This is a genomic window from Thalassobacillus sp. B23F22_16 (genome assembly GCF_043496955.1).
GTDB lineage: Bacteria > Bacillota > Bacilli > Bacillales > Halobacillaceae > Thalassobacillus > Thalassobacillus devorans_A.
In genome coordinates this window covers 103007-127752 of the sequence record NZ_JBIEKD010000004.1, presented here as the reverse complement: position 1 = coordinate 127752, position 24746 = coordinate 103007, and the positions used below count along the sequence as shown (strand labels likewise).

At 44.5% G+C, this 24746-nt stretch carries 23 protein-coding genes; 8 read left to right on the top strand and 15 right to left on the bottom strand.

The window, feature by feature from the left end; translation table 11 throughout:
* The first annotated feature begins 389 nt into the window (after positions 1-389).
* Positions 390-845 carry a staygreen family protein gene (locus ACGTNI_RS05495; protein WP_394460576.1) on the top strand — a complete coding sequence of 152 codons (456 nt, stop codon included), beginning with the start codon at positions 390-392 and terminating at the stop codon, positions 843-845.
* Here the strand turns inward: ACGTNI_RS05495 and ACGTNI_RS05490 are convergent.
* From ACGTNI_RS05490 to ACGTNI_RS05480, 3 genes are all read right to left on the bottom strand, one after another.
* Complete coding sequence (locus ACGTNI_RS05490; protein ID WP_394460574.1) at positions 787-1083, bottom strand: hypothetical protein; 297 nt, start codon at positions 1081-1083, stop codon at positions 787-789. The two genes, ACGTNI_RS05495 and ACGTNI_RS05490, sit on opposite strands and share 59 nt — an antisense overlap.
* 324 nt (positions 1084-1407) lie before the next feature.
* On the bottom strand, positions 1408-1533 hold the full coding sequence (locus ACGTNI_RS05485) for a hypothetical protein (protein ID WP_394460571.1): 126 nt from the start codon (positions 1531-1533) through the stop codon (positions 1408-1410).
* A 69-nt stretch (positions 1534-1602) separates the two neighbouring features.
* Entirely contained in the window at positions 1603-3111 is a 1509-nt protein-coding gene (locus tag ACGTNI_RS05480) for a malate:quinone oxidoreductase (protein ID WP_394460569.1), read from the bottom strand.
* 313 nt (positions 3112-3424) lie between these two features.
* On the opposite strand from ACGTNI_RS05480, the gene modA reads away from it, so the two are divergent.
* The 4 genes from modA to ACGTNI_RS05460 are packed head-to-tail and all read left to right on the top strand — an operon-like array spanning position 3425 to position 6621.
* Positions 3425-4204: a molybdate ABC transporter substrate-binding protein gene (gene modA / locus ACGTNI_RS05475; RefSeq protein WP_394460567.1), complete on the top strand. Its 780-nt coding sequence runs from the start codon at positions 3425-3427 to the stop codon at positions 4202-4204.
* Positions 4205-4888 carry a molybdate ABC transporter permease subunit gene (gene modB, locus ACGTNI_RS05470; protein ID WP_394460565.1) on the top strand — a complete coding sequence of 228 codons (684 nt, stop codon included), beginning with the start codon at positions 4205-4207 and terminating at the stop codon, positions 4886-4888.
* Positions 4885-5955, top strand: coding sequence for a sulfate/molybdate ABC transporter ATP-binding protein (locus tag ACGTNI_RS05465; protein ID WP_394460563.1), 1071 nt, complete (start codon positions 4885-4887; stop codon positions 5953-5955). The genes modB and ACGTNI_RS05465 overlap by 4 nt, the downstream gene beginning before the upstream one ends.
* Positions 5956-6000: 45 nt before the next feature.
* On the top strand, positions 6001-6621 hold the full coding sequence (locus ACGTNI_RS05460) for a nuclease-related domain-containing protein (protein WP_394460561.1): 621 nt from the start codon (positions 6001-6003) through the stop codon (positions 6619-6621).
* A gap of 666 nt (positions 6622-7287) precedes the next feature.
* Here the strand turns inward: ACGTNI_RS05460 and rlmH are convergent.
* The 4 genes from rlmH to ltaE all read right to left on the bottom strand — a co-directional run bounded on the left by rlmH (position 7288) and on the right by ltaE (position 11841).
* Positions 7288-7767, bottom strand: a complete 480-nt coding sequence (rlmH, locus tag ACGTNI_RS05455; RefSeq protein WP_394460559.1) for a 23S rRNA (pseudouridine(1915)-N(3))-methyltransferase RlmH — start codon at positions 7765-7767, stop codon at positions 7288-7290.
* Positions 7768-7927: 160 nt separating this feature from the next.
* Complete coding sequence (locus ACGTNI_RS05450) at positions 7928-9181, bottom strand: S8 family serine peptidase (RefSeq protein ID WP_394460557.1); 1254 nt, start codon at positions 9179-9181, stop codon at positions 7928-7930.
* 143 nt (positions 9182-9324) lie between these two features.
* Positions 9325-10575, bottom strand: a complete 1251-nt coding sequence (locus tag ACGTNI_RS05445; protein ID WP_394460555.1) for a S8 family peptidase — start codon at positions 10573-10575, stop codon at positions 9325-9327.
* 243 nt (positions 10576-10818) lie between these two features.
* Positions 10819-11841 (bottom strand): low-specificity L-threonine aldolase, encoded by a 1023-nt coding sequence (ltaE, locus tag ACGTNI_RS05440; RefSeq protein ID WP_394460553.1) that lies wholly within the window; start codon positions 11839-11841, stop codon positions 10819-10821.
* Between the two features lie 182 nt (positions 11842-12023).
* Between ltaE and ACGTNI_RS05435 the strand changes: the two genes are divergently transcribed.
* A complete protein-coding gene (locus ACGTNI_RS05435; protein ID WP_085506600.1) occupies positions 12024-12899 on the top strand; it encodes a DMT family transporter in 876 nt (291 codons plus the stop codon).
* 64 nt (positions 12900-12963) lie between these two features.
* Here the strand turns inward: ACGTNI_RS05435 and ACGTNI_RS05430 are convergent, their stop codons facing one another.
* On the bottom strand, positions 12964-14724 hold the full coding sequence (locus ACGTNI_RS05430; RefSeq protein ID WP_394460551.1) for a glycoside hydrolase family 3 protein: 1761 nt from the start codon (positions 14722-14724) through the stop codon (positions 12964-12966).
* Between the two features lie 406 nt (positions 14725-15130).
* Here ACGTNI_RS05430 and ACGTNI_RS05425 point away from each other — a divergent pair, with 406 nt between their 5' ends.
* Both ACGTNI_RS05425 and ACGTNI_RS05420 read left to right on the top strand, forming a co-directional pair.
* Positions 15131-15328 (top strand): cold-shock protein, encoded by a 198-nt coding sequence (locus tag ACGTNI_RS05425; protein WP_062443511.1) that lies wholly within the window; start codon positions 15131-15133, stop codon positions 15326-15328.
* A 186-nt stretch (positions 15329-15514) separates the two neighbouring features.
* On the top strand, positions 15515-16933 hold the full coding sequence (locus tag ACGTNI_RS05420; RefSeq protein ID WP_394460548.1) for an alanine/glycine:cation symporter family protein: 1419 nt from the start codon (positions 15515-15517) through the stop codon (positions 16931-16933).
* A 75-nt stretch (positions 16934-17008) separates the two neighbouring features.
* Here the strand turns inward: ACGTNI_RS05420 and ACGTNI_RS05415 are convergent, their stop codons facing one another.
* From ACGTNI_RS05415 to walK, 7 genes are all read right to left on the bottom strand, one after another.
* Entirely contained in the window at positions 17009-17845 is an 837-nt protein-coding gene (locus tag ACGTNI_RS05415; RefSeq protein ID WP_394460546.1) for an MBL fold metallo-hydrolase, read from the bottom strand.
* Positions 17846-17899: 54 nt separating this feature from the next.
* Positions 17900-18211: an MGMT family protein gene (locus tag ACGTNI_RS05410; RefSeq protein ID WP_394460544.1), complete on the bottom strand. Its 312-nt coding sequence runs from the start codon at positions 18209-18211 to the stop codon at positions 17900-17902.
* A gap of 354 nt (positions 18212-18565) precedes the next feature.
* Positions 18566-19792, bottom strand: coding sequence for a S1C family serine protease (locus ACGTNI_RS05405; protein WP_394460542.1), 1227 nt, complete (start codon positions 19790-19792; stop codon positions 18566-18568).
* Between the two features lie 69 nt (positions 19793-19861).
* A complete protein-coding gene (locus tag ACGTNI_RS05400; RefSeq protein ID WP_394460540.1) occupies positions 19862-20662 on the bottom strand; it encodes an MBL fold metallo-hydrolase in 801 nt (266 codons plus the stop codon).
* Between the two features lie 20 nt (positions 20663-20682).
* Positions 20683-21597 carry a two-component system regulatory protein YycI gene (locus tag ACGTNI_RS05395; RefSeq protein WP_394460538.1) on the bottom strand — a complete coding sequence of 305 codons (915 nt, stop codon included), beginning with the start codon at positions 21595-21597 and terminating at the stop codon, positions 20683-20685.
* 1 nt (position 21598) lies between these two features.
* Positions 21599-22924, bottom strand: coding sequence for a YycH family regulatory protein (locus ACGTNI_RS05390; protein WP_394460536.1), 1326 nt, complete (start codon positions 22922-22924; stop codon positions 21599-21601).
* On the bottom strand, positions 22921-24741 hold the full coding sequence (gene walK / locus ACGTNI_RS05385) for a cell wall metabolism sensor histidine kinase WalK (protein WP_085506608.1): 1821 nt from the start codon (positions 24739-24741) through the stop codon (positions 22921-22923). Before walK ends, ACGTNI_RS05390 begins: the two co-directional genes overlap by 4 nt.
* Between the last annotated feature and the right edge of the window lie 5 nt (positions 24742-24746).

The following is a 24746-nucleotide window of genomic DNA, read 5'->3' as shown; positions in this document are numbered from 1 at the left end:
CGAAAGTTATGTATGGATACTCTCTGCCCACTCCTTTTCACAAAAAGTTTTATACGAAATAACGAACAGATTCGTATACTTGATAATTGGCTATATATGCGTGTTTTCCTTTAATTTTCGTTCGCCATTTTCCCTTAAAAAGCTTCAGGGAAAAGGCTGATTTTGTCGTATCAAATATTAGGCAGGATACATGATGGCTTGATTATCAGATGGTTTCACCTATATATCGACGCTTACCACTCAAATATCAGCACTCATCGCCTGATTTTCAGCTCATTCCGCTCAAACAGCCCCTCGGAACACCCAATTATGTCGCCCGGCAATAGGCATTTTCCTTCCACCAAGGGAATAATTTGGGCTAAGAAGATTTTTTCGAGAGGAGTGGGGATTTGAAAAAATTAGATCCTCAGAAACTTTCCGTGGAGTTCCGTGAAGGAGTCACCGCGACCACACCTACGCTGCCGAGGCGTTATACCCTTACGCATTCGGACATCACTGCTGAGCTTTTTTTAACCATTGGACGAAATTATGCCTACGATGCCATCAACCCGATTAGGGATGAAGTGCTTGGCGAGTGGATCAATACGGGAGAAGGCTGCTACTATCAGGCGTATGTATTTGTAGACGGTTCCGGGCCATTTAACCAGGCTGCCGCTGCTCTGCGCAACACGATATTCAGGCGGGAACTGCCACTTGCTCTGCAGGCGATTCGCTATGGCGATCAAAAGTTCTTTGCCAGCCATCCTGCATTAAATCACGCACCGCTTTTCGTTCATTTTATTTCTGTCAGTCCACAATATAATCGAAATGAATTGTGGGGAACGTTTTCCGACTACGAAATTTGAAATTCCCTAATGCCCGCTTCCCTGCCAATTTTGTCGGCCCTCTAATCTCCACAAAACTGTTTTCGTGAGCAAAACCGGCAACCACTTCTGTGCGTGCTATTAATTTTTCACCAATCCTGCCTCCGTCATTGAACCAGCTACTGTCATAGCTTCCTAATGCCAACTTGACCACTTTGACAAACGGTAACAGCCCTGCCAGCAGCACAAACCCCAACACAACACTTAATAAATTATCCACCCAATCCCTCCTAAAATAAATTTGGTTATACTAGCTTATTGGCTAAAAAACTTCCATTTCCTTTAATTTCCGTTCATCAAATTCACTGAAAAACCTACAGCAGCACGCCTATTTTTGCCACATGATGTCCGTGTTTTTGAGAAAAGGAAGAAGTTCGTCACGTTAAGTCAGAAGGTGGTGCCGTTAGGGAAGAAGTTATCGGAGTTAGGGCAGAACATAGCTGAGTTAAGGCAGAAGCTCCTGAAGTTAGGGTAGAACATCGCAATAAAAAATGCCCGGTCCCACACTGCAATCATGCAGGGGCCAGGCATTCAGTCCTCTAAATCAATCTTCTTTTTTCAAAGATTCAGGCAGCATCCGGTAGCCTAAACCTTTATATTTGATATCCAATAACGCGGCAGCCACAAAAGCTATACCAGCGAGTATCCACCAACAGCGACTCTCTTTCATTTTTTCCTCTCCTTCCACATAAAAAAAGGAAGCATAGATCATGCGACTATGCTTCCTCTTGGCTATCTATTAAATCGTATCTGCTAATTTTTGATCTTCTACAAGCTTCAATGTCCGGTCGGTTGTCGTATTCACTTCATCCAGCAGCTCTGGATTCTCCGATAGCAGCACGCCGTAGGAAGGAATCATTTCCTTAATTTTTGGTTGCCATTCTTTTACATGCTGCGGGAAGCATCTTTCAAGTACTTCCAGCATGACGGATACTGCCGTGGAAGCACCTGGAGAAGCACCCAAGAGAGCTGCGATGGAGCCATCTTCTGAAGTGACTACTTCGGTACCGAATTGCAGGGTCCCTTTTCCGCCGGCTTCGGTATCTTTAATCACCTGCACGCGCTGGCCTGCTACCACAAGATCCCAATCCTCGCTTTTCGCATCTGGAATAAACTTACGCAATTCTTCCATGCGTTGTTCCTTCGATTGGATCACCTGCTCAATCAGGTATTTGGTCAGGGAAGCATTTTTAACTCCTGCTGCCAACATGGTAATAAGGTTATCCGATCGTACGGAAGAGACTAAATCCATCAGTGAACCTTGTTTCAGGAACTTTGGCGAAAAGCCGGCAAATGGGCCAAATAATAGCGCTCTTTTCCCATCAATAAATCGCGTATCGAGATGCGGCACTGACATTGGCGGAGCGCCTACTTCCGCTTTGCCGTATACTTTTGCCAAATGCTGGTCGGCAACTTCCGGGTTCTTACACACCATAAACTGACCGCTTACCGGGAAGCCGCCGATGTGTTTCGATTCAGGAATACCTGTCTTTTGAAGGAGATGCAGGCTCCCGCCGCCGCCGCCAATGAAGACGAAGTTTGCCGTATGGTATTCGATTTTATCGTTAGCGTGATCAAGCACTTTCACTTCCCAGGAGCCATCGCTGGTACGTGTAATATCTTCCACGCTATGCTTGTAGTTAACCTCAACATCATTTTGTTCAAGGTGGTCAAATATTTTTCGTGTTAACGCGCCAAAATTGACATCTGTGCCGCCATCGATTTTTGTAGCGGCAATCGCTTCATCCGTTGGTCGGTTTTTCATGACCAGCGGCATCCATTGCTTCAGCTTTTTCGGATCATCGGAGAATTCCATGTCCCGGAACAATGGATTATTGGACATCGTCTGGAAACGCCTTTTCAAAAATTCCACATTTTCTTTCCCTCTGACCAGACTCATGTGCGGCAGAGGTACAATGAAATCGCGTGGATTACGAATCAGATTACTGTTTACCAGGTGAGACCAAAATTGCTTGGAAACCTGGAATTGTTCATTAACTTTGATTGCTTTCTGAATATCAATGGAGCCGTCCGGCTTTTCATGCGTATAATTCAGCTCGCACAGCGCTGCATGCCCGGTACCCGCATTATTCCATACGTTCGAGCTTTCCTCTCCTGCACTTTCGAGCTTTTCAAACACGCGAACCTTCCAATCCGGCACCAATTCTTTCAATAGTGACCCTAATGTTGCACTCATGATTCCAGCACCAATTAAGATAACATTTGTTTCCGTATGTTTTTCGCTCATTGTCTTTCAAACTCCCTAAGTTTGCAGAAAAGATGCAGCCAATCCGGCTGATTCCTTCCAGCTGGACAAAGTTTGAGCTGATTCTACATCTTTTCCAAATATTTTTAATCCATTATTAGTGTATCATTATTATCACGCAATTTAAATATTTACCGCTTACATATAGTACTAACTGGAAATAACTTTCCCCTCTTCCATTACATTCATTCTTCCCTATAGAAATAGCGTTATAACATATATCATTGTATATCTTATTACATCAGCTTTATAATGATAATCAGTTATGAAATTTTCTTTGAAATAGGAGTAGACCATGATAAAACGCATCGCTTTTTTTATGATTCCTTTTATATTAATAGTCGCTGGATGCAGTAATAGTGATACAAAAGAAAAACAGGAGCCGACTGAAATCAAAATTGCTGCTGCATCCGATTTAGTACTGGCATTCAAAGAAGCAGGCGAGCTGTTTGAGGAAGAAACCGGCACCAAAGTTACGTTCTCTTTTGGTTCAACGGGGCAGCTGGCAGAGCAGATCAGAAACGGGGCTCCTTTTGACGTGTTTGCTGCAGCAGACGTGAAATTTGTGGACACCTTGAATGATAGCGGCCTGATTATTCCTGAAACGCAAACAACCTACGCGTTCGGAAGGATTGGAATTACCACTTTAACGGATCCGTCGGTATCGGTTCAGACACTGGATGACCTATTGAAACCAGAGGTGAAAAAAGTGGCTATCGCCAATCCTGAGCATGCACCCTATGGCCTTGCAGCCAAGCAGGCACTTGAAAATGCCGGGGTTTGGGAGCAAATTGAGGACAAGCTCATATACGGACGGAACATTTCCGATACGCTTGCTTATGTGGAATCAGGAAATGCGGAAGCGGGAATCGTTGCTCTGTCCTTATACCAGGAAGATAAAATGGAATTTGAGATGATCGATGATGAACTGCATGCACCACTTGAACAGTCGGTTGCTGTGCTGGAACAAACGGACGAAGAGGAAGCGGCCAAACAATTCCTCGATTTCATCAAAGGACCTAAAGGACAGCCAATCATGGAGCGTTACGGTTTTATTGTACCGGAGGGAAAGTAAATGGCTGAAGGCATCAATTTATTTCCATTATTTTTATCATTTCGTGTAGCTATCACAGCGACACTGCTCGCCTTTATCATCGGTATTCCAATCGCCTATTATCTGAACCGCTCCAATGGCAGAATAGCCGATATCATCGATACTTTTCTTACGTTACCGATTGTCCTGCCACCAACCGTACTCGGTTATTACCTGCTTGTATTACTTGGACGGCAAAGCTCAATCGGGAGAATGCTGGAAGAGAAATTCGATATTACTATTGTATTCACGCCAACCGGTGCGGTCATAGCTGCATTGGTTGTTTCGATTCCTTTTTTAATTAAATCAGCGAGATCCGCATTCGCAGGGATCGATCCGGCTCTATTGAACGCGGCAAGAGTTTTAGGAAGAACAGAATTTAATATATTTTTGACCATCATCCTTCCGCTCGCATGGCGGGGAATCGCTGCCGGCATCACGCTTTCATTCGCACGGGCGCTCGGGGACTTTGGGGCGACGTTGATGGTGGCTGGAAGTATTCCCAACGAAACGATGACCATGCCTATTGCCATCTACGACGCATTACTGGCAGGTAACCGGGATTTGGTGAATATTCTCGTCCTGATTATGACGGTCGTATCAATCGCCGTTCTCTATATTATTAACCGGCTGGAAAAGAAACTGAACAAGGGGCAACCACAATGACTGATTCCACCCTGAAAGTTGCGATTACGAAAAAACTGAACCATTTTCAATTGAATGTAGATTTTGAAGTAAATAGCGGCGTCACCGGCATTATCGGACCGTCCGGGTGCGGAAAAAGTATGACCTTGCAATGTCTCGCCGGCCTGCAAACGCCGGATAGCGGGGAAATCCGGCTGGATGATCAGATCCTTTATCATTCCGGTGACCAGATCAATGTGAAACCAAAAGACCGCAAGATCGGGTATGTATTTCAGAATTATGCATTGTTCCCACATATGACGGTGGAAGAGAATATCACTTATGGGCTAAAGGGAAAATCCCACGAGGAGAAAAAACAAAGAGCTGACGATATGATTGAGAAAGTCCAGCTTGCCGGCCTGGAAGACCACTTTCCGGAACAACTCTCCGGCGGCCAGCAGCAGCGGGTCGCCCTCGCTCGGACGTTGGTGACCGAACCGGAATTACTTTTATTAGACGAACCATTTTCTGCTTTGGATTATCATGTCAAGCATATTCTCGAGCAGGAACTCATCCGCATTCTGGAGGAATATTACACTGGCACGGTGCTGCTTGTCACCCACAATATGGAAGAAGCCTATCGTCTGTGTGACCACCTGATTCTGTATGATCAAGGTCAAATCGTCCAATCCGGGAAAAAAGAAGACGTATTCCAGCGGCCTGCTACTGTTAGTGCGGCACGAGTCATCGGCTGCCAGAACATCTTTCCCGTCCAATCTGTTACCGAAGCCGGCGACCACCTGGCCTGCAAGATAGGTGATCTCAATCTGCAAATCCCGAACCAGCCAGTCCCGGAAGCTGTTGACCATATGGGCATTTACGCCGAGAATATTCATTTTAGAAAAGCAGACGGCCATACCGCTAACCTGTTTGATTTTACGATTGCCGAAAGTCTAAAAGGCATCCATCGTACAAGCGTCACGATCCACGTGGAAAACTCGGTATCCCTGACCGCTTCTGTTCCCAATGAAGAAGTAGCCAGCTTGTTACATGAGGGTGTGAAAGTCGAACTTCCGCCCAGTCACTTGTTTCTGTTAGCAAATAGATAGCTTATTTTATAGAATGAAAGTAACGTATAAGAAAGGAAGTGAGATATGTTTTTGAAGAGGAGAGTAGAATCCGATGAATTATTGGCCATGCGTTATTTACACACACGGATGAAGTTAACAGAAAAAGAGCTGTATTATTATCATAGACTTGAAAAAGGTTATCGAGGAGAAGTGACGTTTGACCGCTTGACCGAAAACTTTCAAAAAGAAAGGTATATAATTAATGATCTGCTGCTGGAAATAAATCAATCTTATTTTCAAATAGATACCATCATTATTTCCCAGGGGACTATTCTTCTTCTCGATATAAAGAATTTTGAAGGCGATTATTACATAGAGTCCGATAAGTTCTTTAGCGTGACATCCGGTCGGGAATTGAAAAACCCCGTAGACCAGTTAAAAAGAAGTACCATCCTGTTTCGTCAACTCCTGCAAGACCTCAATCTCGACTACCTTGTTGAAGCCTTTGTAATTTTCCTCAACCCGGAATTCTCTCTGTATCAAGCCCCATTAGACCAGCCCATCATTCTGCCCACCCAAGTAAACCGCTTTTTGAAAGAATTAAATCAAAAACCATCTCACTTAAATGCCAGACAAAAAAAGCATGCTCAACAATTAATTTCATTACACCAGACCAAAAACCCATTCACTGCCTTGCCTGACTAATAATTATCATACGGTGCAAAAGGGGATATATTGCAGTTCCTGCCACTCGTTTGAGGTTTCTACCAGGAATTATGACTTAGTGTGTGAAAAGTGCAGACAGTTGGAACCCCTGGAACAAGCGGTAGTAAGAAGTGTGAAAGAGTTTAAGCTGTTATTTCCTGAACAAAAAATAACCAACCCAAGAGTTTATGAGTGGTGTAAAGTTGATGTATCGCAAAAAACGATCTATCGTATCTTAAAGAAAAACTTCACCATAACCGGAAGTGGAAGAGGAGCGTATTATAAATAACAGATGCGGACAGTTTTGCGAGTTTCCTGACTCATCCTGTCTACTTCTACCTGCTTTGAGGACAGCTTTTCCCTGTTCTTGCCTTATCCTGTCCGCTTCTACCTGCTTTGAGGACAACTTTTCTCTTTTCCTGACTCATCCTGTCCGCTTCTACATGCTTTGAGGACAGCTTTCTCTGTTTCTTGCCTCATCCTGTCCGCTTCTACCTGCTTTGAGGACAGCTTTTCCCTGTTCTTGCCTCATCCTGTCCACTTCTACCTGCTTTGAGGACAGCTTTCTCTGTTTCTTGCCTCATCCTGTCCGCATCACCCGGCTTTGAGGACAGCTTTCTCTGTTTCTTGCCCCATCCTGTCCACTTTCACCTTACTGAGGTAACCTTACTTATGATAAGGCTCATTCTTGTTGATTTTAAAAGCCCGATAGATCTGCTCGACCAAAATCAGGCGCATCAACTGATGGGGAAACGTCATTTTTGAAAACGACAATCCCAGGTCGCTCCTCCGTAAAACCTCGTCACTCAACCCAAGCGATCCGCCAATCACGAAAGCAACCTTGCTTTTTCCGTAGGTGGCGAGGTTGTCCAATTTCTTAGCAAGTTTCTCCGATGTCAGCATCTGGCCCTCAATCTCCAAAGTAATAACATAACTGTCCGGATTGATCTTAGCCAAAATGCGCTCGCCCTCTTTTTTCTTCACTTCTTCCATATCGGCTTCGCTCAAGTTTTCCGGTGCTTTTTCGTCAGCAACCTCAACTATTTCAACGGAAGCATAGGGCCCGAGGCGTTTGACGTATTCCTGGATGCCCTGCTTCAAGTATTTTTCCTTTAACTTTCCAACGGTGACAATGGTGATTTTCATAACAATAAATTCCTCCGGACAAAGTTGTTTCTTCTATACTACCATACTCGCCCACAACAAAAACGGACGCACCAAAGGCGTCCGTTTTTGCTCTCATGTATTGTAGGGGGTCACACAAGAATATCTACAAAGATGCTAGGGAAGCACCTTGTATACAAAATCAGTTAACTGTCGGGAAGCCAAAGCCGGACGCGTAATCGTCGCCGGAAGCTGCTCCGATTCCTCCAAGAATGTCATTAGCTGTTGCACGGCTTTGCAGCTCAGCACGCAGGTCAGCATTGCTTAGTCCAGGGTTTTCTGCCCAGACTTTTGCTGCCAGACCGGAAACGTGCGGTGTAGCCATGGATGTACCACTGATCGTGTTGTAGCCGCCATCATACCAGGTGGACTCGATTGCTGCACCTGGTGCGGATACTTCTACATCCAGACGCTGGATTTCATAGTCGCCGTCTGTATCAGGATTACCGCGGGAAGAGAAATCAGCTACACGGTAAGTACCGTTCTCTTGGGTATTTTCAAGGGCTGCTACTGCAACTGCTCCTTGCAATCCACCTGGGAAGCCGATCGTGTTAGCATCTGGACCGGAGTTTCCGGCAGCTGCTACAACCAGTGCACCTTGACTGTTTGCATAGTTGACAGCATCTGTAACCAGGCTGCTTTCAGAACTTGCACCAAGAGACATGGAAATGACAACATTTACACCTTGCGCCTGACCTTCATCTGCCGCATGTTCGATCGCATTTGCGATATCGTCCATGTAGCCAGATCCACGATCATTCAATACTTTGTATGCCCAAAGGTCAGCATCTGGAGCAACACCATAAACACCAAGTGCGTCAGTACCGCCATCCGCAAGCACCGTACCCGCTACGTGTGTACCATGGCCGTTTTTATCGTTACAAGTCCCGTCGATTAGAGGGGAACGCATTTGGCTGAAATCTTTACACTGCTCAAAGCTGTTAACCAAGTCCACATGTTCTGCAACTCCAGTATCAAGAACAGCTACGCGGATGTTGTCCCCGCCATCTGTTGTTGCGATGGAATCATCGTTATAGATGGCTTCCATGCCCCATGGAGTCTGGTCAGAAGGCGTTGCACTTCTTTCGCTTAAATCCACAGGCTTCGCTTCAAGGGAAACCTTTTCTACTTTGGATACTTCTATGTTTTTATTATTCTGCAAGGCTTCGAATTGCTTTTGATTGACGTTAGTCGTAAAGCCTTTTTCACCAAAAGCATGACGAACCCCGTACTTTTCCTTCGCATTTTCGTTGGCATTGTCGTTAACAGCATTGATCAATACACGAACTTGCTCCTGTGTCTTCGCTTTTTCGTCCGCTGGCTGCGCCAATGCACTGATTGCGAATAGAGACATCAGCAATAGTGCAGTTGTCACAGAAAAGAATAGTTTCTTCATCATCATCCGCCTTTTCTAAGTATTTTTTTAGATTGATAGTTTTACTTTCGGAATATTTTGATAGTTATAATTCTAGCATAGCCGCTTCCTGATTTTATTGAGCAGGAAGGTGCAATTAGCTAGGTAAAATCGTCTATTTTTCATTACTGAGCTAGTGGAAACCCAAATCCGGACGCATAGTCGTCGCCTTCTGCGGCACCTGTACCGCCCAGGATATCATTCGCTGTTGCACGGCTTTGTAATTCTGCACGAAGGTCCGTATTGCTCAACCCAGAGTTTTCTGCCCAGATTTTTGCAGCTAAACCGGAGACGTGCGGAGTCGCCATGGATGTACCGCTGATCGTGTTATAAGCCCCGTCATTCCAGGTGGAAGCAATCGCAGCTCCTGGAGCAGAAAGTTCTACATCGCGCTCCTGGATGACATAGTCACCAGCAGTAGCCGGGTTTCCGCGAGAGGAAAAGTCAGCAACACGATAGGTTCCGTTTTCCTGAACATCCTCTAATGCTGCAACTGCAATCGCATTTTCAACAGCTCCCGGGTAGCCGATAGTGTCTTCGCCATCGCCATCGTTGCCGGCAGCCGCTACAACAAGCGCTCCGTTATCATAGGCATAATCGACAGCTTCTGTAATCAGGCCATCTTCACCGCTTGACCCAAGTGACATAGAAATCACTACTTTCACACCTTGTTCCTGGCCTTGGTCAGCTGCATGACGGATCGCATTTGCGATATCATCGGAAAAGCCCATTCCTAAATCACCTAAAACTTTGTAAGCCCATAATTTCGCGTCAGGAGCGACACCATAGATACCCTCTCCGTCAGCTCCACCATCCGCTAGAACAGTACCAGCGACATGAGTCCCATGCCCATTGATATCATTACAGGAACCATCTACACGGGAAAAGAAGAGCCGGCTGAAATCTTTACATTGTTCCACGTTCCCTTCGAGGTCGACGTGGTCGGTTTTGGACCCAGTATCAAGGACAGCTACTCGGATATCGTCCCCGCCGTCCGTGGCAGTTATGGAGTCATCATTGTAAATGGCTTCCATGCCCCATGGGGTTTGATCAGAAGGGGTAGAGCTACGATCACCCGTAGCTTGCGGCTGATTCACTAAAGAAACTTTGTCCACTTTAGTAACGTTGAGGTTCTTATTCTTTTGCAATGCTTCATATTGTTGCTTCGTCACATTGGTCGAAAAGCCTTGCTTGCCGAAGTCGTGTCGGACATCATACTTTTCCTTGGCTTGATTTTTCGCCTGTTCACTCGTTGACTCGATCAATACACGCACCCAGTCATTTCCGCTTTCTTTCTCTGGAGATGCAAATGCACTGACGGCAAACAGCGTCATCATCAAGATGGTAGTCGTTAACGTAAAAAACACTTTTTTCATTAACGCATGCCTCCCATACATTTTTTGCAATAGATCGATCGTTTTTACGACAAACCTCCCCTTATTCAGAAAATTTGGTCTATTGCGTTGAATTTGATTGTAGCACAGGTTTTCAGGGGATTGATTGAGCAGGAGGAAGCAAATGAGTGGTACTATATAACTATTTTGTGGAAATTTTTCGACATTTTGTGCAAAAAAAAGAAACTGCCTGCTCCTTATGGAGAAAACAGTTTCCGTTACGAATCATTTCACCAGTTGATTAACTTTCGTCAGTACAGATTCGATGTCTTCTTTTGTAATATGATAGTTGGTAACAAAACGGACAGTATGCGTGCCAAATGGTACCGCTAAAATCCCCTCCGCTTTCAAGGCTTCCAAAAACTGTTCTGCCGTATAGCCCGCCTGCTTCGTATTGACCAGGATAATATTGGTTTCTACTTCATTTTCCACGGTCAAACCATCAAGCTCGGTGAGACCAGCAGCAAGCTTCTCCGCATGTTGATGATCTTCAACAAGCCGCTCCGTCATTTCATTCAAAGCGACTAAGCCCGGCGCTGCCACAATTCCGGACTGCCGGAGGCCGCCTCCAAGCCGCTTCCGCCACTTTCTAGCCCGCTTAATAAAATCAGCAGAACCTGCAATGATCGAACCTACAGGCGCTCCAAGCCCTTTAGACAAACAGAACTGCACGGTATCCGTTAAAGCGGCATAGCGATCAACCGAGATACCGGTCGCTGCTGCTGCGTTGAACAACCGCGCACCATCAAGATGAATCGGAACGTGGTGCTCACGTGCAATTTGGGCAATTGTTTTCATATTTTCTAAAGGCAGCACAGCGCCGCCCGCTTTGTTATGGGTGTTTTCCAGACAAATCAATCCGGTTTCCGGAAAATGAATGTCCTCACCGCGGATCGCGTCAGCCACATCGGCCGGGGACATCGCTCCCCGTTCTCCCTTGATCGTCCGCGGCTGCACACCTGCCAGGGCAGACATCGCCGCTCCTTCATAAACAAACAGATGGGCATCCTGTTCGAGAATCACTTCATCGCCTGGCTTGCAGTGCGTCAGGATGGCAATCTGATTACCCTGCGTGCCGCTTGTTACGAACAATGCCGCTTCTTTTCCCAGCATTTCCGCTGCCCGCTCCTCGAGCTTATTTACCGTCGGATCTTCTTCATATACATCATCGCCGACTTCCGCTTCATAGGCCGCTTGCCTCATCGCTTCTGTCGGTTTCGTTACTGTATCACTCCGCAAATCGATCATCGCCATTCCTCCAACTCGTTTCTTTTAGTAAAAGTGTACTAGATTACCAGATTCTTTACCAAAACGAAGCACTTTTCTGAATCATTCCTTTGGTAAGCAAGTAACTTTTCCAATGGTTAATTTTGTATTAGGATGGTTAGAGTGTGTAACAACTCTAACTATTCACCGATGGAGGAAACTTTATGAAAGATCGAAATAAAGGAATCCTGTTACTGCTTATTTCTGCGTTCGGATTTTCAGTCATGGCGGCGTTCGTCAAGCTGTCAGGCGATTTGCCGACTGTGCAGAAAACCTGGTTCAGAAACGTCATATCTGTTATGATTTCATTCGCTTTTGTCATGTATTATAGAGAAAGCTTGTTTGGGAAAAAGGAAAACCAGAAGTACCTGCTTCTGCGGTCTGCGATGGGTACACTTGGCATGGTGCTGTTTTTTTATTCAATCGATGAACTCGTGCTATCCGATGCGGACATGCTGAATAAATTAAGCCCGTTTTTGACGATTATTTTCTCTGCCATTTTCCTGAAAGAGCGGGTCCAACTGTTCCAAATGGTGGCAATCATCATTGCATTCGTCGGAACGCTATTTATCATCAAGCCGCAATTTTCGGTTGATATCGTGCCTTATTTAGGCGGGATACTTGGGGCCGTGTTTGCCGCCGGAGCGTATACGATGCTCAGACTGCTCGGTAATAGAGAAAAATTCTATACGGTTGTCTTCTATTTTTCCTTTTTCACTACGATGTCCCTGCTGCCCTTTGTGATCATTTTCTGGGAGCCAATGACCATGCAGCAGTTGATCTATCTGCTGTTAGCAGGCGTATTTGCGACGATGGGCCAATTCGGCATTACGGTTGCCTATAAGTTTGCACCAGCCAAGGAAATTTCGATATTCTTCTATTCTACCGTAGTCTTTTCCACGCTGATCAGTATCGTCGTCATCAAACAGGTGCCCGACTTCATGAGTATCATAGGCTACATCGTTATCTTTGGGGCATTGTTCTATATGTTCATCAAAAACAATCAGCTCGACAAGAAATATCAGGAGAAACAAAGCTAAAACGGCGGTCCTCAGGGAGGACACGCCGTTTTTTTATTAGAGGTACTACATTCCACTTGTTGAATTATTCATAAGATAAGCCCGATCCCATTGGGTATAATCCTTCAATATTCACCGGCAGCTTACCGCCAGGATTTTCGCCAAAGATGACATCTACAGCACCTGTCCAGGCTGTAGGGTTCGCTGTACCCCAGCGATCCAGTGCATAAGAAGCCAGATAGGCATCTACTTCCGGAAATTCTTTTATATCATAAGGGAGACCAAGTGAAACGACGGCCACTGGCTTACCAGTCTCACGCAGCTCTTTTACCAAATTCACTTGCCCTTCTGGCAGGACGCTTGCAGAATAAGTAGGAACGATGATCCGGTCGGCATCCTCTGCCAACTCTATAGCCTGTCCTATTTCTGTCTCGCCTGGATCAGCACTGGAGGCATTCCAAGTGGTAACGTCTCCTTCAGACTTCTCCCTGACCTTTTCTCCTATTTGATTAATATAGGTAGTTCCGGCAACCAAAGTTATCTCTTGGGATTGATTATCAAAAGGGAGCACGCCCTCATTTTTTAATAGTGTCATCGAGTTGATTGCTATGTCAGATGCTGCCTCTTTATGAGCAGGTGTCTGGGTTATTTCCAAAGCTTCTTCAGGGTCTACCGTACGTTCTTCAAACAGGTTGTATTTAAACTTCTTAGCCAAAATCCGCTCCAGCGATTCATGCACCCGCTTCTTTGTGATTTCACCTGTCTGATAAGCTCCATAAAGTGCTTCGAAGGTTTCCAGCTGGTCCTCCTGGTTTCCAGTCGCCATGATGATATCGGCTCCGGCATTGATGGCAAGAACAGCAGCGTTTCCTGCTCCCCAATTATCATCAATAGCTTTCATGCTCATCGCGTCTGTTACAATCAACCCGTCAAAGCCCATCTCGTCCCTTAAAAGATCTGTTAGGACTTTTTTGGATAGCGTAGCAGGAAGCTCTGGATCGATAGCATCAATAATGACATGGGCGGTCATAATGGAATCCGTCCCAGCATCTATCGCTGCCTGGAAAGGAGGCAAATGGACTTTATCCAAGGTATCACGATCATATGTGACTTGTGCTATCCCATAATGGGAATCGACACTGGTGTCCCCATGTCCCGGGAAATGCTTGGCAGAAGCCATGACCCCTTCTTTCTGGTTTCCAATCACTTGCGCAGCGGTCATATCCGCTACCAGGTCTGTATCTTCTCCAAAGGAACGCACGCCAATTACCGGATTCTCCGGATTGGTGTTTACATCAGCAACGGGGGAATAGTTCCAATTGAACCCCATCGCTCTTGCTTCTTTTCCCGTGATACTGGACACCAGCTCGGCATATTCCAGGCTGTCCGTCGCTCCAATTCCCATTTGTCTTGGAAATGTAGTGGCATCTTGAGGTACGCGTTGAGACGCACCATATTCCAGGTCAGCAGAAATGATCAAAGGAATCGCCTTTTCTGTTCCCGCGGCCCATTCCTGCAACTGATTGTTGTAGGCGGCCTGGTGTTCAGCTGTTCGTCCACCATACACGATGACGGAACCCGCTTTATACTCCTGAATTGCCTGTTTGGTAAACTCATTTGGCATACCTGATCCGTTGTCGAAAGTAGAAGGCATTACCAGCTGGCCGATTTTCTCCCGATCCGTCATTTGAGCGATCATCCGCTTAATCATTCCTTTTTGTGCCTTTTCTGATTGTGGATCTGGATGTTGGAATTGCTCTTTCTGACTTGTCTTAGCAGTAGCGGCAGGAAGCAAAAGTGAAAAAACAAGCATAAAACAACTGAGTGAAGCTAGTATTTTTTTCAATTTTAAGACCTCCATTCTATTAGTAAAGACAATTTTCCAGCGGTAATGCTCCCCTCCTTCATGAGTTATTAAGGCTAAGAATACCAACCCCGCAGCATAGACGTCTATACCAGCATGCGAAAAATGTTAAATTCATACAATCATCGCATTGCGAATTCCCTAACGACACTTGGAAAACTATGACTAATGGATGAATCAGGCTAATAACGCCTCGAAAAATGTCGGAATCGCACTTATACAAAAGTTTTTTGGCGGATTACTTGCTTTTCCTAAGCCCAGATGCTATGCTTAGAGCACTTATTATTGTTCGGATATGAGTGAAAGAAGAAAAATGTTTTCGTCTTGAATGAATATGAAGAGCAAGAAGAGTAATACAAAGTGGCATAGCCACACAGGAGGAATTACCATGGTAGAAGGTACAGTAAAATGGTTTAACGCAGAAAAAGGTTTCGGTTTCATCGAAGTAGAAGGACAAGACGATGTATTCGTTCACTTCTCTGCTATTCAAGGCGAAGGCTTCAAAACTCTAGAAGAAGGCCAAGCAGTAACTTTTGATATCGAAGAAGGTCAACGTGGACCTCAAGCTGCTAACGTTCAAAAATAATTGACGTTACAAAAAGGACTCCTATATGGGGTCCTTTTTTTGTGTCTTAATCCCTCTCCGTCCCGACTATCATCCTCTTCCTTCCAGGTCCACCCTCCTATATTACTGGTAAATTTGTTACGCTTTACCAATCAAGAAATCGGGTAAGCAAGTATTAATTACCGACAACCTGGAAGGAGCTTACCTATGGAAAACCTGATGTCCTTGATCGAAACAGGGGTAGCTGATATCTCTAACTTCCTCTGGACGTACGTATTAGCTATTATTCTCATTATCGGCGGTATCTTTTTAACCGTTCAGCTCAAGTTTTTCCAATTCCGTTTTTTCGGCCATGTACTCCAGCGTACAGTTGGCCAGATTTTCAAGAAAAATAAACACGAAGGCACCATCACGCCGTTTCAGGCATTCACCTCAGCCCTTGCTTCCACGGCAGGAGCGACCAATATCGTCGGGGTGCCTCTTGCCATTGCCATGGGCGGACCGGGTGCACTATTCTGGATGTGGATGGTCGCTTTGATCGGCATGGCTACCCGCTATTCTGAAATTCTCCTCGGCCTGAAATACCGCGAATTGAATAAAGAAGGGGTCTGGGTCGGCGGACCACAATATTACATCAAAAAGGGACTTGGCTGGAACAAAATCGCGGCCTTATTCGCCTTTTTCCTCATGATTGAAATTATCCCAAGTGTCATGGTCCAGTCCAATTCCATTACCACCCAAGTCGAAGGAGCTTTTGGCTGGCCCGCATGGATCACCGGAATAGCCATCACCATCCTGATTGGTATCATTGTTTTTGGCGGCATCAAACGAATCGGTAAAGTGACCGATAAACTCGTTCCATTCATGGTGATTTCCTATTTACTTATCTGTTTTATCGTCATTTTTGCCAATATCGAAACGATCCCAAGTGTTTTCGGATTGATTTTCGCCCATGCCTTTACTCCTATTTCCGCTGCCGGTGGTTTTGCCGGGGCTGGAATTGCTCAGGCGCTTCGCTGGGGGATTGCCCGTGGTCTTTACTCCAATGAAGCCGGGCTAGGAACGGGACCCGTTGCCCATGCTGCCGCCCAGACGGATCATCCGAGTAAACAGGCACTGTGGGGCATTTTCAGTGTTTTCGTCGATACCATCGTCATTTGCACTGTAACTGGCCTCACCGTGCTCACCTCTGGCGCCTGGAAAGAGATCGGTGCTGATAACTCCGCCAACATGGTCAACGTAGCCTTCGGGGATGTATTCGGCGAGCAGTTCGGCGGAGCTTTTGTCGCTCTTTTCCTATTGTTCTTTGTATTCACAACGGTAAGTGTCGTCATTTTCTTCGGAGAAAAACAGGCGGAGTACCTGTTTGGGCTGAAGTTTTCAAAAGGCATGCGGATCGTTTATGTGATCTCCATCTACCTCGGGGCAATCGGAGGCCTGCAGTTCGTATGGCAGTTCCTTGATTTACTGCTGGCTGCTGTCGTCGTTTTCAACATTATCCCTGTATTGTTCATGTATAAAGATATCAAGGCGATCACGGAGGATTATATCGAGCGAATCTACCGTGGCAAAGGCGGTAAGCCAACCATAAAATTATTCACTGATGAAGCCAAGGAGTCAGAATAACTTAAACTACGAATTTGATTTGCGCTTTTTAAAAAATCATTCTAATTATAAAAAGCCGGGGCGCTACGTCCCGGCTTATTTATCGTCATTATCCACAAACCTCCCATGGTCAGGGATGGCAATCGTATCAAATTCGCGATTCAGTTTTGCTAAATTCTCGGTCAATTCTTCCCCGGCCATTGGATAACCATGACCAGTGACTGCCAAATTCGGCTTCAAAGCTTCAAGTTTCCGAACCGACTCCCAGGCGGTATCCCAGTCTGTTGTCAGGTAACGCGGCGGCCCGCTGATTTCCTGTTCCTGGGTCAGCACTTTAAATAAATATTCCTGTTTCACGGTAATAAAAGCATCTCCGACAATCAGTGAACGGTCCGACTCCCGGAAGAAAGAGACATGCCCCTGTGTGTGGCCCGGGGTATGGACCCATTGCCAGCCCGGCATATGCGGGACACTGCCATCGGCAGGAAGTGGATGCACATGTGAGCCAAGGTCGATTCCCTCATTCGGAAACATGCGGGACATTTTAGCTACCATTCCGCCCTCGACACTTGTATCAGGCTCCGGGTAATCCATTTCACCAGTGAGATAAGGCATCTCCAGCTCATGAGCATATACTGGTACATCCCAATGCTCCACCAGCTCTTCTACCGCCCCCACGTGATCAAAGTGACCGTGCGTAAGAATAATTGCTTTCGGCTTGTTATTTTCACCATATAACTCCTGAGCCGTCGCTAATATGTCATCTGCCGATTTCGGCATGCCGGCATCTACAAGCACCCAATCGTGCGGATGAACAGGACTTCCCACAAAGCAAACGTTGACCACTTGGATAGGTAGACAATGTATATCCGGCGTTAAAGGCTGTTCAATACCACTGGAAATCGATGTAACAGGTATCAATCGATCCTTCATAAAATTACCTCCTTCACTCCTTATTAATTATTGTCTTCCTAAAAATTGTTTTTATTAAACTTCTGGATGGTGTTGGTACTGTTCTAAATTAACCCGACCCGCTTCTGTTACTGGCACGTCTTCACTCTCCAGAGAGAGGCGCTGGACTTCACTCCCGGCTTCATCACGAATGACGATTTTCCCTTGTGCATTGACAACACGATGCCAGGGCAGCTTGTACTTTCGACTCATGGAGTGAAGAATACGCGCGACTTGTCTCGCTCCGCGCGGGCTCCCTGCCAGCCTTGCGATTTGCCCATAAGTCATAACTTTCCCTGGGGGAATCGTCGAAACGATTTTCACGACATCTTGCGTAAAGGATTCCATGAAATTCTCCTTTTAATAAGTGGATATAGGAAAATGTTTAATACTATCCTACACAAATTCATATAAAAACTCATCCACAAGTGGAAAAATTTTAATTTTTCTGAGAGTTACTAACAATTATCCACAAACTTATTAACAATCCTTGTTAATTTTAACTTATTCACATAAAACCCCCAACACAAAACAGGTTATGCACAGAACTTATTCACATATTCACAGGTCATACCAGTTATTTAGTATAGGAATTCATGTTCGCTACTATATATATATCATTTATCCTCATGTTACTAACAAGTTGTGGATAATATCATAGAAAAAACTGCCTCTTTTTTAAAAGAGACAGTTTAACTTGCTTTAAAAATCTTCTTGTGAGACGAGTGTGACTGTCGTTTCCTGTTGCTCCCCATTCCGGTAGAACGCAACCGTCATTTCATCGCCTACTTTTTTGTCATGATACAGGTGCTGACGCAACTCGATGATATTCTGGATCGGTTCTCCATCCAGCTCCGTGATAACATCTAATTGCTCCAATCCCGCTTTAGAAGCTGGGGACATTGGTTCTACGGTACGGATATAAACGCCGCTGTCTACATCTTCCGGAAGGTTCAAGGTATCCGAGCGTTCTCCTCTTGGTACATCGGAAATTGAATATGCCTCTACTCCAAGGAATGGACGAGTCACTTGCCCTTCGTTTTCTAATTCATCAATGATCGGTTTCGCTTCATCAATCGGAATGGCAAAACCGATACCTTCCACAGCAGAACGGGCAATTTTCATGGAATTGATACCAATCAACTGGCCTTCAATATTGATCAGGGCCCCTCCACTATTACCAGGATTGATCGCTGCATCCGTCTGAATGACATCCGCCTGCCAATCCGCTTCCCCGTCACCATTAAAATCCTGTGGAATTGCGCGCTGCTTGCCACTGATAATCCCCTTTGTGACAGACCCGGAGAATTGCAAACCTAATGGACTTCCAATCGCGATTGCCGGCTCGCCGACCTTGATATTTTCCGACTTGCCGATTGGAATAGCTTTTTCCACTTCCCCAGAAGGCATCTTTAGAACCGCTAAGTCTGTAAATAAATCACTGCCGACGATTTCTGCTGTAATTCTGCTCTCATTAGCAAGAGCGACTTCGACTTTATCGGCTCCCTGGATTACATGGTGGTTTGTGACAACATAGGCTGTGTCACCATCCACTTTATAGATGACTCCGGAACCAGTGCCTGCTTCCCCTTCTTCCTGCTCCTGCCAAAAATTAGATCGTGATTGCAAATTGACCACCCCGACGACAGCTGGCGCGACGTCTTCTACAATTTCTGTGACTTGGGTAGTGACATCTACTTCAACACTTTGCGTGTTGCCCGAAATGTTCTGATCTTCATCGACAATTCGGTTTTCATCTTCTGCGCCTGACAAATCATAAGGAAGCAAATCTGACTGGATCAATGCCGGCATCGCTAATATCATTAAGACAGCGCCCAAGATGATTCCCACGACAGCTGGCATCGCCCAGTTTTTTTTCTTCTTTGGCTGATGACGCGTCTGTGAAGAATGGTCGTCATAATAACCCATCGGCTCACCCATTCCTTTCTATTTGTATTGGAATACCTTAGTAAAACCTGGCTTGTTTCCAGGAACTGCTTATGATCCCACTACATATAAAGGTGTCGGCTGATTTGGATCCGTGTCATGAAGTTCGATACGAGAATCCAGTTCAAATCCTCTTTCTGTCAGCAAATTGCTGACAGACATGCGAGCAAGATCTTTCATATTGTTATCTTGACTTAAATGGGCTAAATAAATACGCTTTGTTCGATCAGTTATGATATCGGTCAATGCAAGTGCACAATCTTCATTGGATACATGACCAGAATCGCCAAGGATTCTCCGTTTGACATTCCATGGATATCTTCCGATCCGAAGCATGTCTACATCATGATTCGCCTCAAAAATATAGGCATCAGAACCTTCAACGATTTTTTTGATTCGTTCTGACACATATCCTAAATCGGTCACAAGTGAAACTTTTTTTCCGTTGTGCCGGAACGTATAAAACATCGGATCTGCAGCATCATGGGAAACACCAAACGATTCTATGTCCAGATCCCCAAAAGACTTTACTTCTTCCATTCCAAAATGAAATTTTTGATCAAGCGTCAATTTACCAAGGGATCCTTCCATTGCATGCCACGTTTTTTCATTGGCGTAAATCGGCAGATTATACTTTCGTGCAATGATTCCCAATCCCTTGATATGATCACTATGTTCATGAGTAACCAGAATTTTGGTCAATTCTTTGGGATTGATTCCGACATCTGTCATCGCCTGGTCGATTTTTTTTCCGCTGAGGCCGGCATCAACTAAAATTTTCTCATGCTCTGTTTCTATATAAAAAGCGTTTCCTGTACTTCCAGAAGCAAGTACACTAAACTTCAAGGTCATAGATCGACCCTCCAACTATATTATTCATTCGTATCATCACTTTCGCTACTTTCACCCGGAGTTGGGTTTTCTTTTACTTCTTCCTCTTTCAAAGGAATGGAAGCTTCAACCGTTTCCATTGTATCTAAAATAAACTCGTCCTCTTCTATATCCAATACTTTTCCCTCGGTTGCATTGACAAAATATATCTCTTCATTGTTAACAGTGATTTTCCATGTCGGTGCAAATACTTGAATACCGGTCGGATCTTCCTTATTCGTCTTCGTCTTAGAATGATAACCGACAACCATATCCGTAATTTTGTCACCTGATACTATATCCCCATTATCATATAACTGATAGACAGCTGAAATCGGCTGCACAAGTTCCGTTTTTTCATTTTCCGATTCAATATTGCCAAGTATGGTTTGATAATAACCAGTTATACTTCCATCTTCAACCAAAAACATCAATAAGCCACTTTCGTTAAAATAAATCGTCCGGTTATTATTTTTCTGGAAAAATAGCAGAACATCATGTTCTTCGTTTTTCCCCCAATAAGCATACTGGTCCCCATAGATAATGTAGTCATCCACCTTATCCATGATCTCTTCACTACTATCATCATCTTCTATGGATATAGGGTCATTAAATTGAACATATAATAGATTATCATTATCAAAATCGGGGCGACTGATGCCTTCAATGCTGTCAATGGCAGCCATATCTTCTTCTGAAAATTCAGCACGGCTTCCGTTAATGAATGCGATATCTTCCTGCTCCTCAGGGATTTCGGAATAATCTATATTCTCTAAAGCAAGCTGTTCTTCTGCTGGCGTGCTTTCTTCAATTTGTTCTAAGTTTTCATCTTGCTTTCCTAAAAATTGCTGCAGTAAAAACAGGTCGAGAATTAGAAAGCTCAGGATGAACAGTGTTTTGATTTGCCCCCATTGCATTCTAATTCCCTCCTTTCAAGACCGAAAAATTCTCATCATCAGGGTCCACGTTATACCAATTGCCATTATATTTAATAAACCAGCTCGGCATCATTGTATAGACATCGTCATATTCATTGTCAGAAGGAACCATGCTATAGCCAATCCGGATGTCTTCAATCATGCGTGCGTTAAACTGTTTAGAACTCTCCAACTCGGCGAGAATATTTTCGCCCGAGGCCAGTGTAACATTACCGCCTTCCTCCTGGTTTGTATCATAGGTGACAGCAATATGGATCAACGGTCTTTGGTAGATATATAATTCTTCCTGACGATACTTAACCATGATTTCCGACAAATTACTTTTATCAAGGATCGGGTAACCATTGTAATTCATTTGATAGGATACCTGCTGGTCAGATATGTCACTTAAATGATAGTCACCTGTCCAGCCTTCATGAGCGTTAATAAAGGACAGGCTTTCGCTTATAACCTCATCTGTGTCCAAAGGAAGACCTTCTTTGGTCAATGCCTTTTCCAACTTCACGCTCTTTTCATCCGGGGCTATTCTCAGCTCACTATCAAAGTCTGAAAAGATCTCAGTCCCATCACTTTTGATACTGCTTTTTACCCGCGATACGTCATCGAACAGAGTGTTCAATAAAGGTTCTGTACCGACGGGACTGACAGAAATATCATGGCGTGCCAGCACGACCTCCTTCTTTGGAATATATAGACGGGTTTCTTCTCTCTGATAAGACAGCATCTCTACTTTATTATCAAGGGATTGATGTTCCTGAACCATCGTCTGATAGGCATCTGTAGACTGCACTTGTGCCCGGACTGTATGTTCACCATCAGCTGAAATAAACAAAACCTCGGTGATCGCTTCATTGCTTTCATCTAAAATAAATAAGATATGTTTAAAGTTACCGGTCGGTATACTAACCTTTTCGTCGTCACTGACTTTAAACAAATTCGGTATCATCTTTGTAGGGATTTCCGTAGGTAAGACGAATTCTGTCATATCATGGTTGTCCGGGAATCCGGTCTCACTTGTTTCAAAATTATACAGATTAAAATTTTGGGTTTGTCTGTATAATTGTTGTTTACTTGCAGGGCTTTTATAGCTGTAGTCACCTGAAAGGGTATGGAATATTATATTTTTCGGAACAATTACCTCACTGGTTGTCAGTGTCTGTCCATTCTCAATTTTTGTGTTCTCGATAATCGGATCATCATCCTGGGTTTCATGATTCGGCTGATAATTCCATAATGCGACAGTTAAAAACAAACTGAACATAATCAGTATAAACAAAATGATCGTCTTCAAGGTTTCAAAATTCATGCATTACCCCTCCGCTTCTTTTTTACAAGCGGCAATGTAAAGTGGATGGTCGTACCTTTATTTTCTTTGCTTTCCGCCCAGATCTGACCATGATGGGCTTCAATCATTTCCCGGGCAATAGCAAGTCCTAGACCGGTTCCTCCCAGTTTACGGGTACGGGCTTTATCAACACGATAGAATCTGTCAAAGATTTTATCGACCTTTTCAGCTGGAATGCCCATCCCTTCATCCGATACACTGACTTGAATTTTATTGTGAGCTGTTTTGGTATAAAAACGAATGGTTCCGCCTTCCGGTGAATACTTAATGGCGTTCGAGATAATATTATCCATGACCTGGGTTATTTTATCTTTGTCCATCCATACATAGACTTTTTCGTTCGGAAGGTTTCTTTCAAATTTAATCCCTTCCGGTTCATTCATTTCAAAGCGATCGATAATATGATGGTAGAAACCGTTAAATTCGACACGATCCTTGATTAATTCATGGCCTTGGTTGTCCATCTTCGACAATTGAAGCAGATCATTGACAAGGCGGATCATACGCTCGGTTTCATTTTGAGTAACGTCGAGAAACCTGGGTGCAATCTCTTTATCCTGCCATGCACCGTCGGTAAGTGCTTCCAAGTAACTTCTCATCGTAGTCAACGGAGTGCGCAATTCATGAGACACATTGGAAACGAATTCCCGGCGTTCCCGTTCTACTTTTTCCTGCTCGGTTACATCACTGATAACTGTAATAAACCCATTCATATTCTGACGTTCATCGAGCACATAAGAAAAATTGGCTTTAAGGACCATGTATTGCTCGTCCGTGCTCATGTCTATCAGCATCGAGCCAGCATCCTGCACTTCAGATATATCTGTAATCTGATCATTGATATCCAATACATCAATCAGGGACTGTCCCTGGACGTCTTCAAAGCTTCGACCGATCAACTGGGAAGCCGGTTTATTCATCAGCGTGATCGCTCCCAGCCTGTCTGTGGCGATGACACCATCCGACATATTAGCCAATACGGAACTAAGCTTCCTCCGTTCCCCCTCTGTGGTGGCTTGAGCAAGCTGAATTTTGTCATTCAAATCATTAAATGTTATAGCTAATTGACCGATCTCATCCGATCCATAGACATTTACTTTCTGAGAGAAATCACCGGCCGCCATTTTCTTAGCCTGCTTTCTCATTTCCGTAATCGGTTTGGTGATCGTCCGGGCTACTAATATTCCCAATAAAGCAGTGATGGTAAGGGAAATTAAGGTTCCGTTGGCAAAAATGCCATTGATCTCACGCATTTGTTTGTATATTTCATTCATTTCAGCTTCAAGATATATAGCGCCGACCGTTTCCCCATCTACCATAATAGGAAACGTTCGAACAAGTATCCGGTCATTTTCTTCACTAACAACGATCTTTTCTCTGGACTCCCCTAACAGCAACGTGCTTTGGATGTTAGAATCCCGTGTTTTCTTTCCGATATTATCCTGCTGTCCATATCCATAAGTGGCCAAAATCCGGCTGTTATTATCCACCACGTACAATTCGGAAATATCACTTACTTCGAAATCACCGATAATGGACTGCACATCTGTTTCCAGGGTGTCATCTTCCTCGGTCCGCTCTTCATCAAAAGACTGGGTAAGGCTGTAGGTCAGCCATTGGATCCGGTCGTTAATCGAACTTTTAAAGTTGTCTTCTAAGTTCTGCTCCAGGTTTTGTGCAAAATATGCTCCAATTACCTGAATCCCTAAGAGTAGAAGCAGAATGTAAACAAGTATGATCTTCAGGCGGACCGATTGGAAAAAGCCAACTTTATTCATAGAAA

What these genes read in the sequence shown, in the direction of transcription:
- ACGTNI_RS05485 (WP_394460571.1), bottom strand. Translation starts at nt 1,533, where the DNA reads ATGAAAGAGAGTCGCTGTTGGTGGATACTCGCTGGTATAGCTTTTGTG.
- ACGTNI_RS05480 (WP_394460569.1), bottom strand. Translation starts at nt 3,111, where the DNA reads ATGAGCGAAAAACATACGGAAACAAATGTTATCTTAATTGGTGCTGGA.
- modA (WP_394460567.1), top strand. Translation starts at nt 3,425, where the DNA reads ATGATAAAACGCATCGCTTTTTTTATGATTCCTTTTATATTAATAGTC.
- modB (WP_394460565.1), top strand. Translation starts at nt 4,205, where the DNA reads ATGGCTGAAGGCATCAATTTATTTCCATTATTTTTATCATTTCGTGTA.
- ACGTNI_RS05465 (WP_394460563.1), top strand. Translation starts at nt 4,885, where the DNA reads ATGACTGATTCCACCCTGAAAGTTGCGATTACGAAAAAACTGAACCAT.
- ACGTNI_RS05460 (WP_394460561.1), top strand. Translation starts at nt 6,001, where the DNA reads ATGTTTTTGAAGAGGAGAGTAGAATCCGATGAATTATTGGCCATGCGT.
- rlmH (WP_394460559.1), bottom strand. Translation starts at nt 7,767, where the DNA reads ATGAAAATCACCATTGTCACCGTTGGAAAGTTAAAGGAAAAATACTTG.
- ACGTNI_RS05450 (WP_394460557.1), bottom strand. Translation starts at nt 9,181, where the DNA reads ATGAAGAAACTATTCTTTTCTGTGACAACTGCACTATTGCTGATGTCT.
- ACGTNI_RS05445 (WP_394460555.1), bottom strand. Translation starts at nt 10,575, where the DNA reads ATGAAAAAAGTGTTTTTTACGTTAACGACTACCATCTTGATGATGACG.
- ltaE (WP_394460553.1), bottom strand. Translation starts at nt 11,841, where the DNA reads ATGATCGATTTGCGGAGTGATACAGTAACGAAACCGACAGAAGCGATG.
- ACGTNI_RS05435 (WP_085506600.1), top strand. Translation starts at nt 12,024, where the DNA reads ATGAAAGATCGAAATAAAGGAATCCTGTTACTGCTTATTTCTGCGTTC.
- ACGTNI_RS05425 (WP_062443511.1), top strand. Translation starts at nt 15,131, where the DNA reads ATGGTAGAAGGTACAGTAAAATGGTTTAACGCAGAAAAAGGTTTCGGT.
- ACGTNI_RS05420 (WP_394460548.1), top strand. Translation starts at nt 15,515, where the DNA reads ATGGAAAACCTGATGTCCTTGATCGAAACAGGGGTAGCTGATATCTCT.
- ACGTNI_RS05415 (WP_394460546.1), bottom strand. Translation starts at nt 17,845, where the DNA reads ATGAAGGATCGATTGATACCTGTTACATCGATTTCCAGTGGTATTGAA.
- ACGTNI_RS05410 (WP_394460544.1), bottom strand. Translation starts at nt 18,211, where the DNA reads ATGGAATCCTTTACGCAAGATGTCGTGAAAATCGTTTCGACGATTCCC.
- ACGTNI_RS05405 (WP_394460542.1), bottom strand. Translation starts at nt 19,792, where the DNA reads ATGGGTTATTATGACGACCATTCTTCACAGACGCGTCATCAGCCAAAG.
- ACGTNI_RS05400 (WP_394460540.1), bottom strand. Translation starts at nt 20,662, where the DNA reads ATGACCTTGAAGTTTAGTGTACTTGCTTCTGGAAGTACAGGAAACGCT.
- ACGTNI_RS05395 (WP_394460538.1), bottom strand. Translation starts at nt 21,597, where the DNA reads ATGCAATGGGGGCAAATCAAAACACTGTTCATCCTGAGCTTTCTAATT.
- ACGTNI_RS05390 (WP_394460536.1), bottom strand. Translation starts at nt 22,924, where the DNA reads ATGAATTTTGAAACCTTGAAGACGATCATTTTGTTTATACTGATTATG.
- walK (WP_085506608.1), bottom strand. Translation starts at nt 24,741, where the DNA reads ATGAATAAAGTTGGCTTTTTCCAATCGGTCCGCCTGAAGATCATACTT.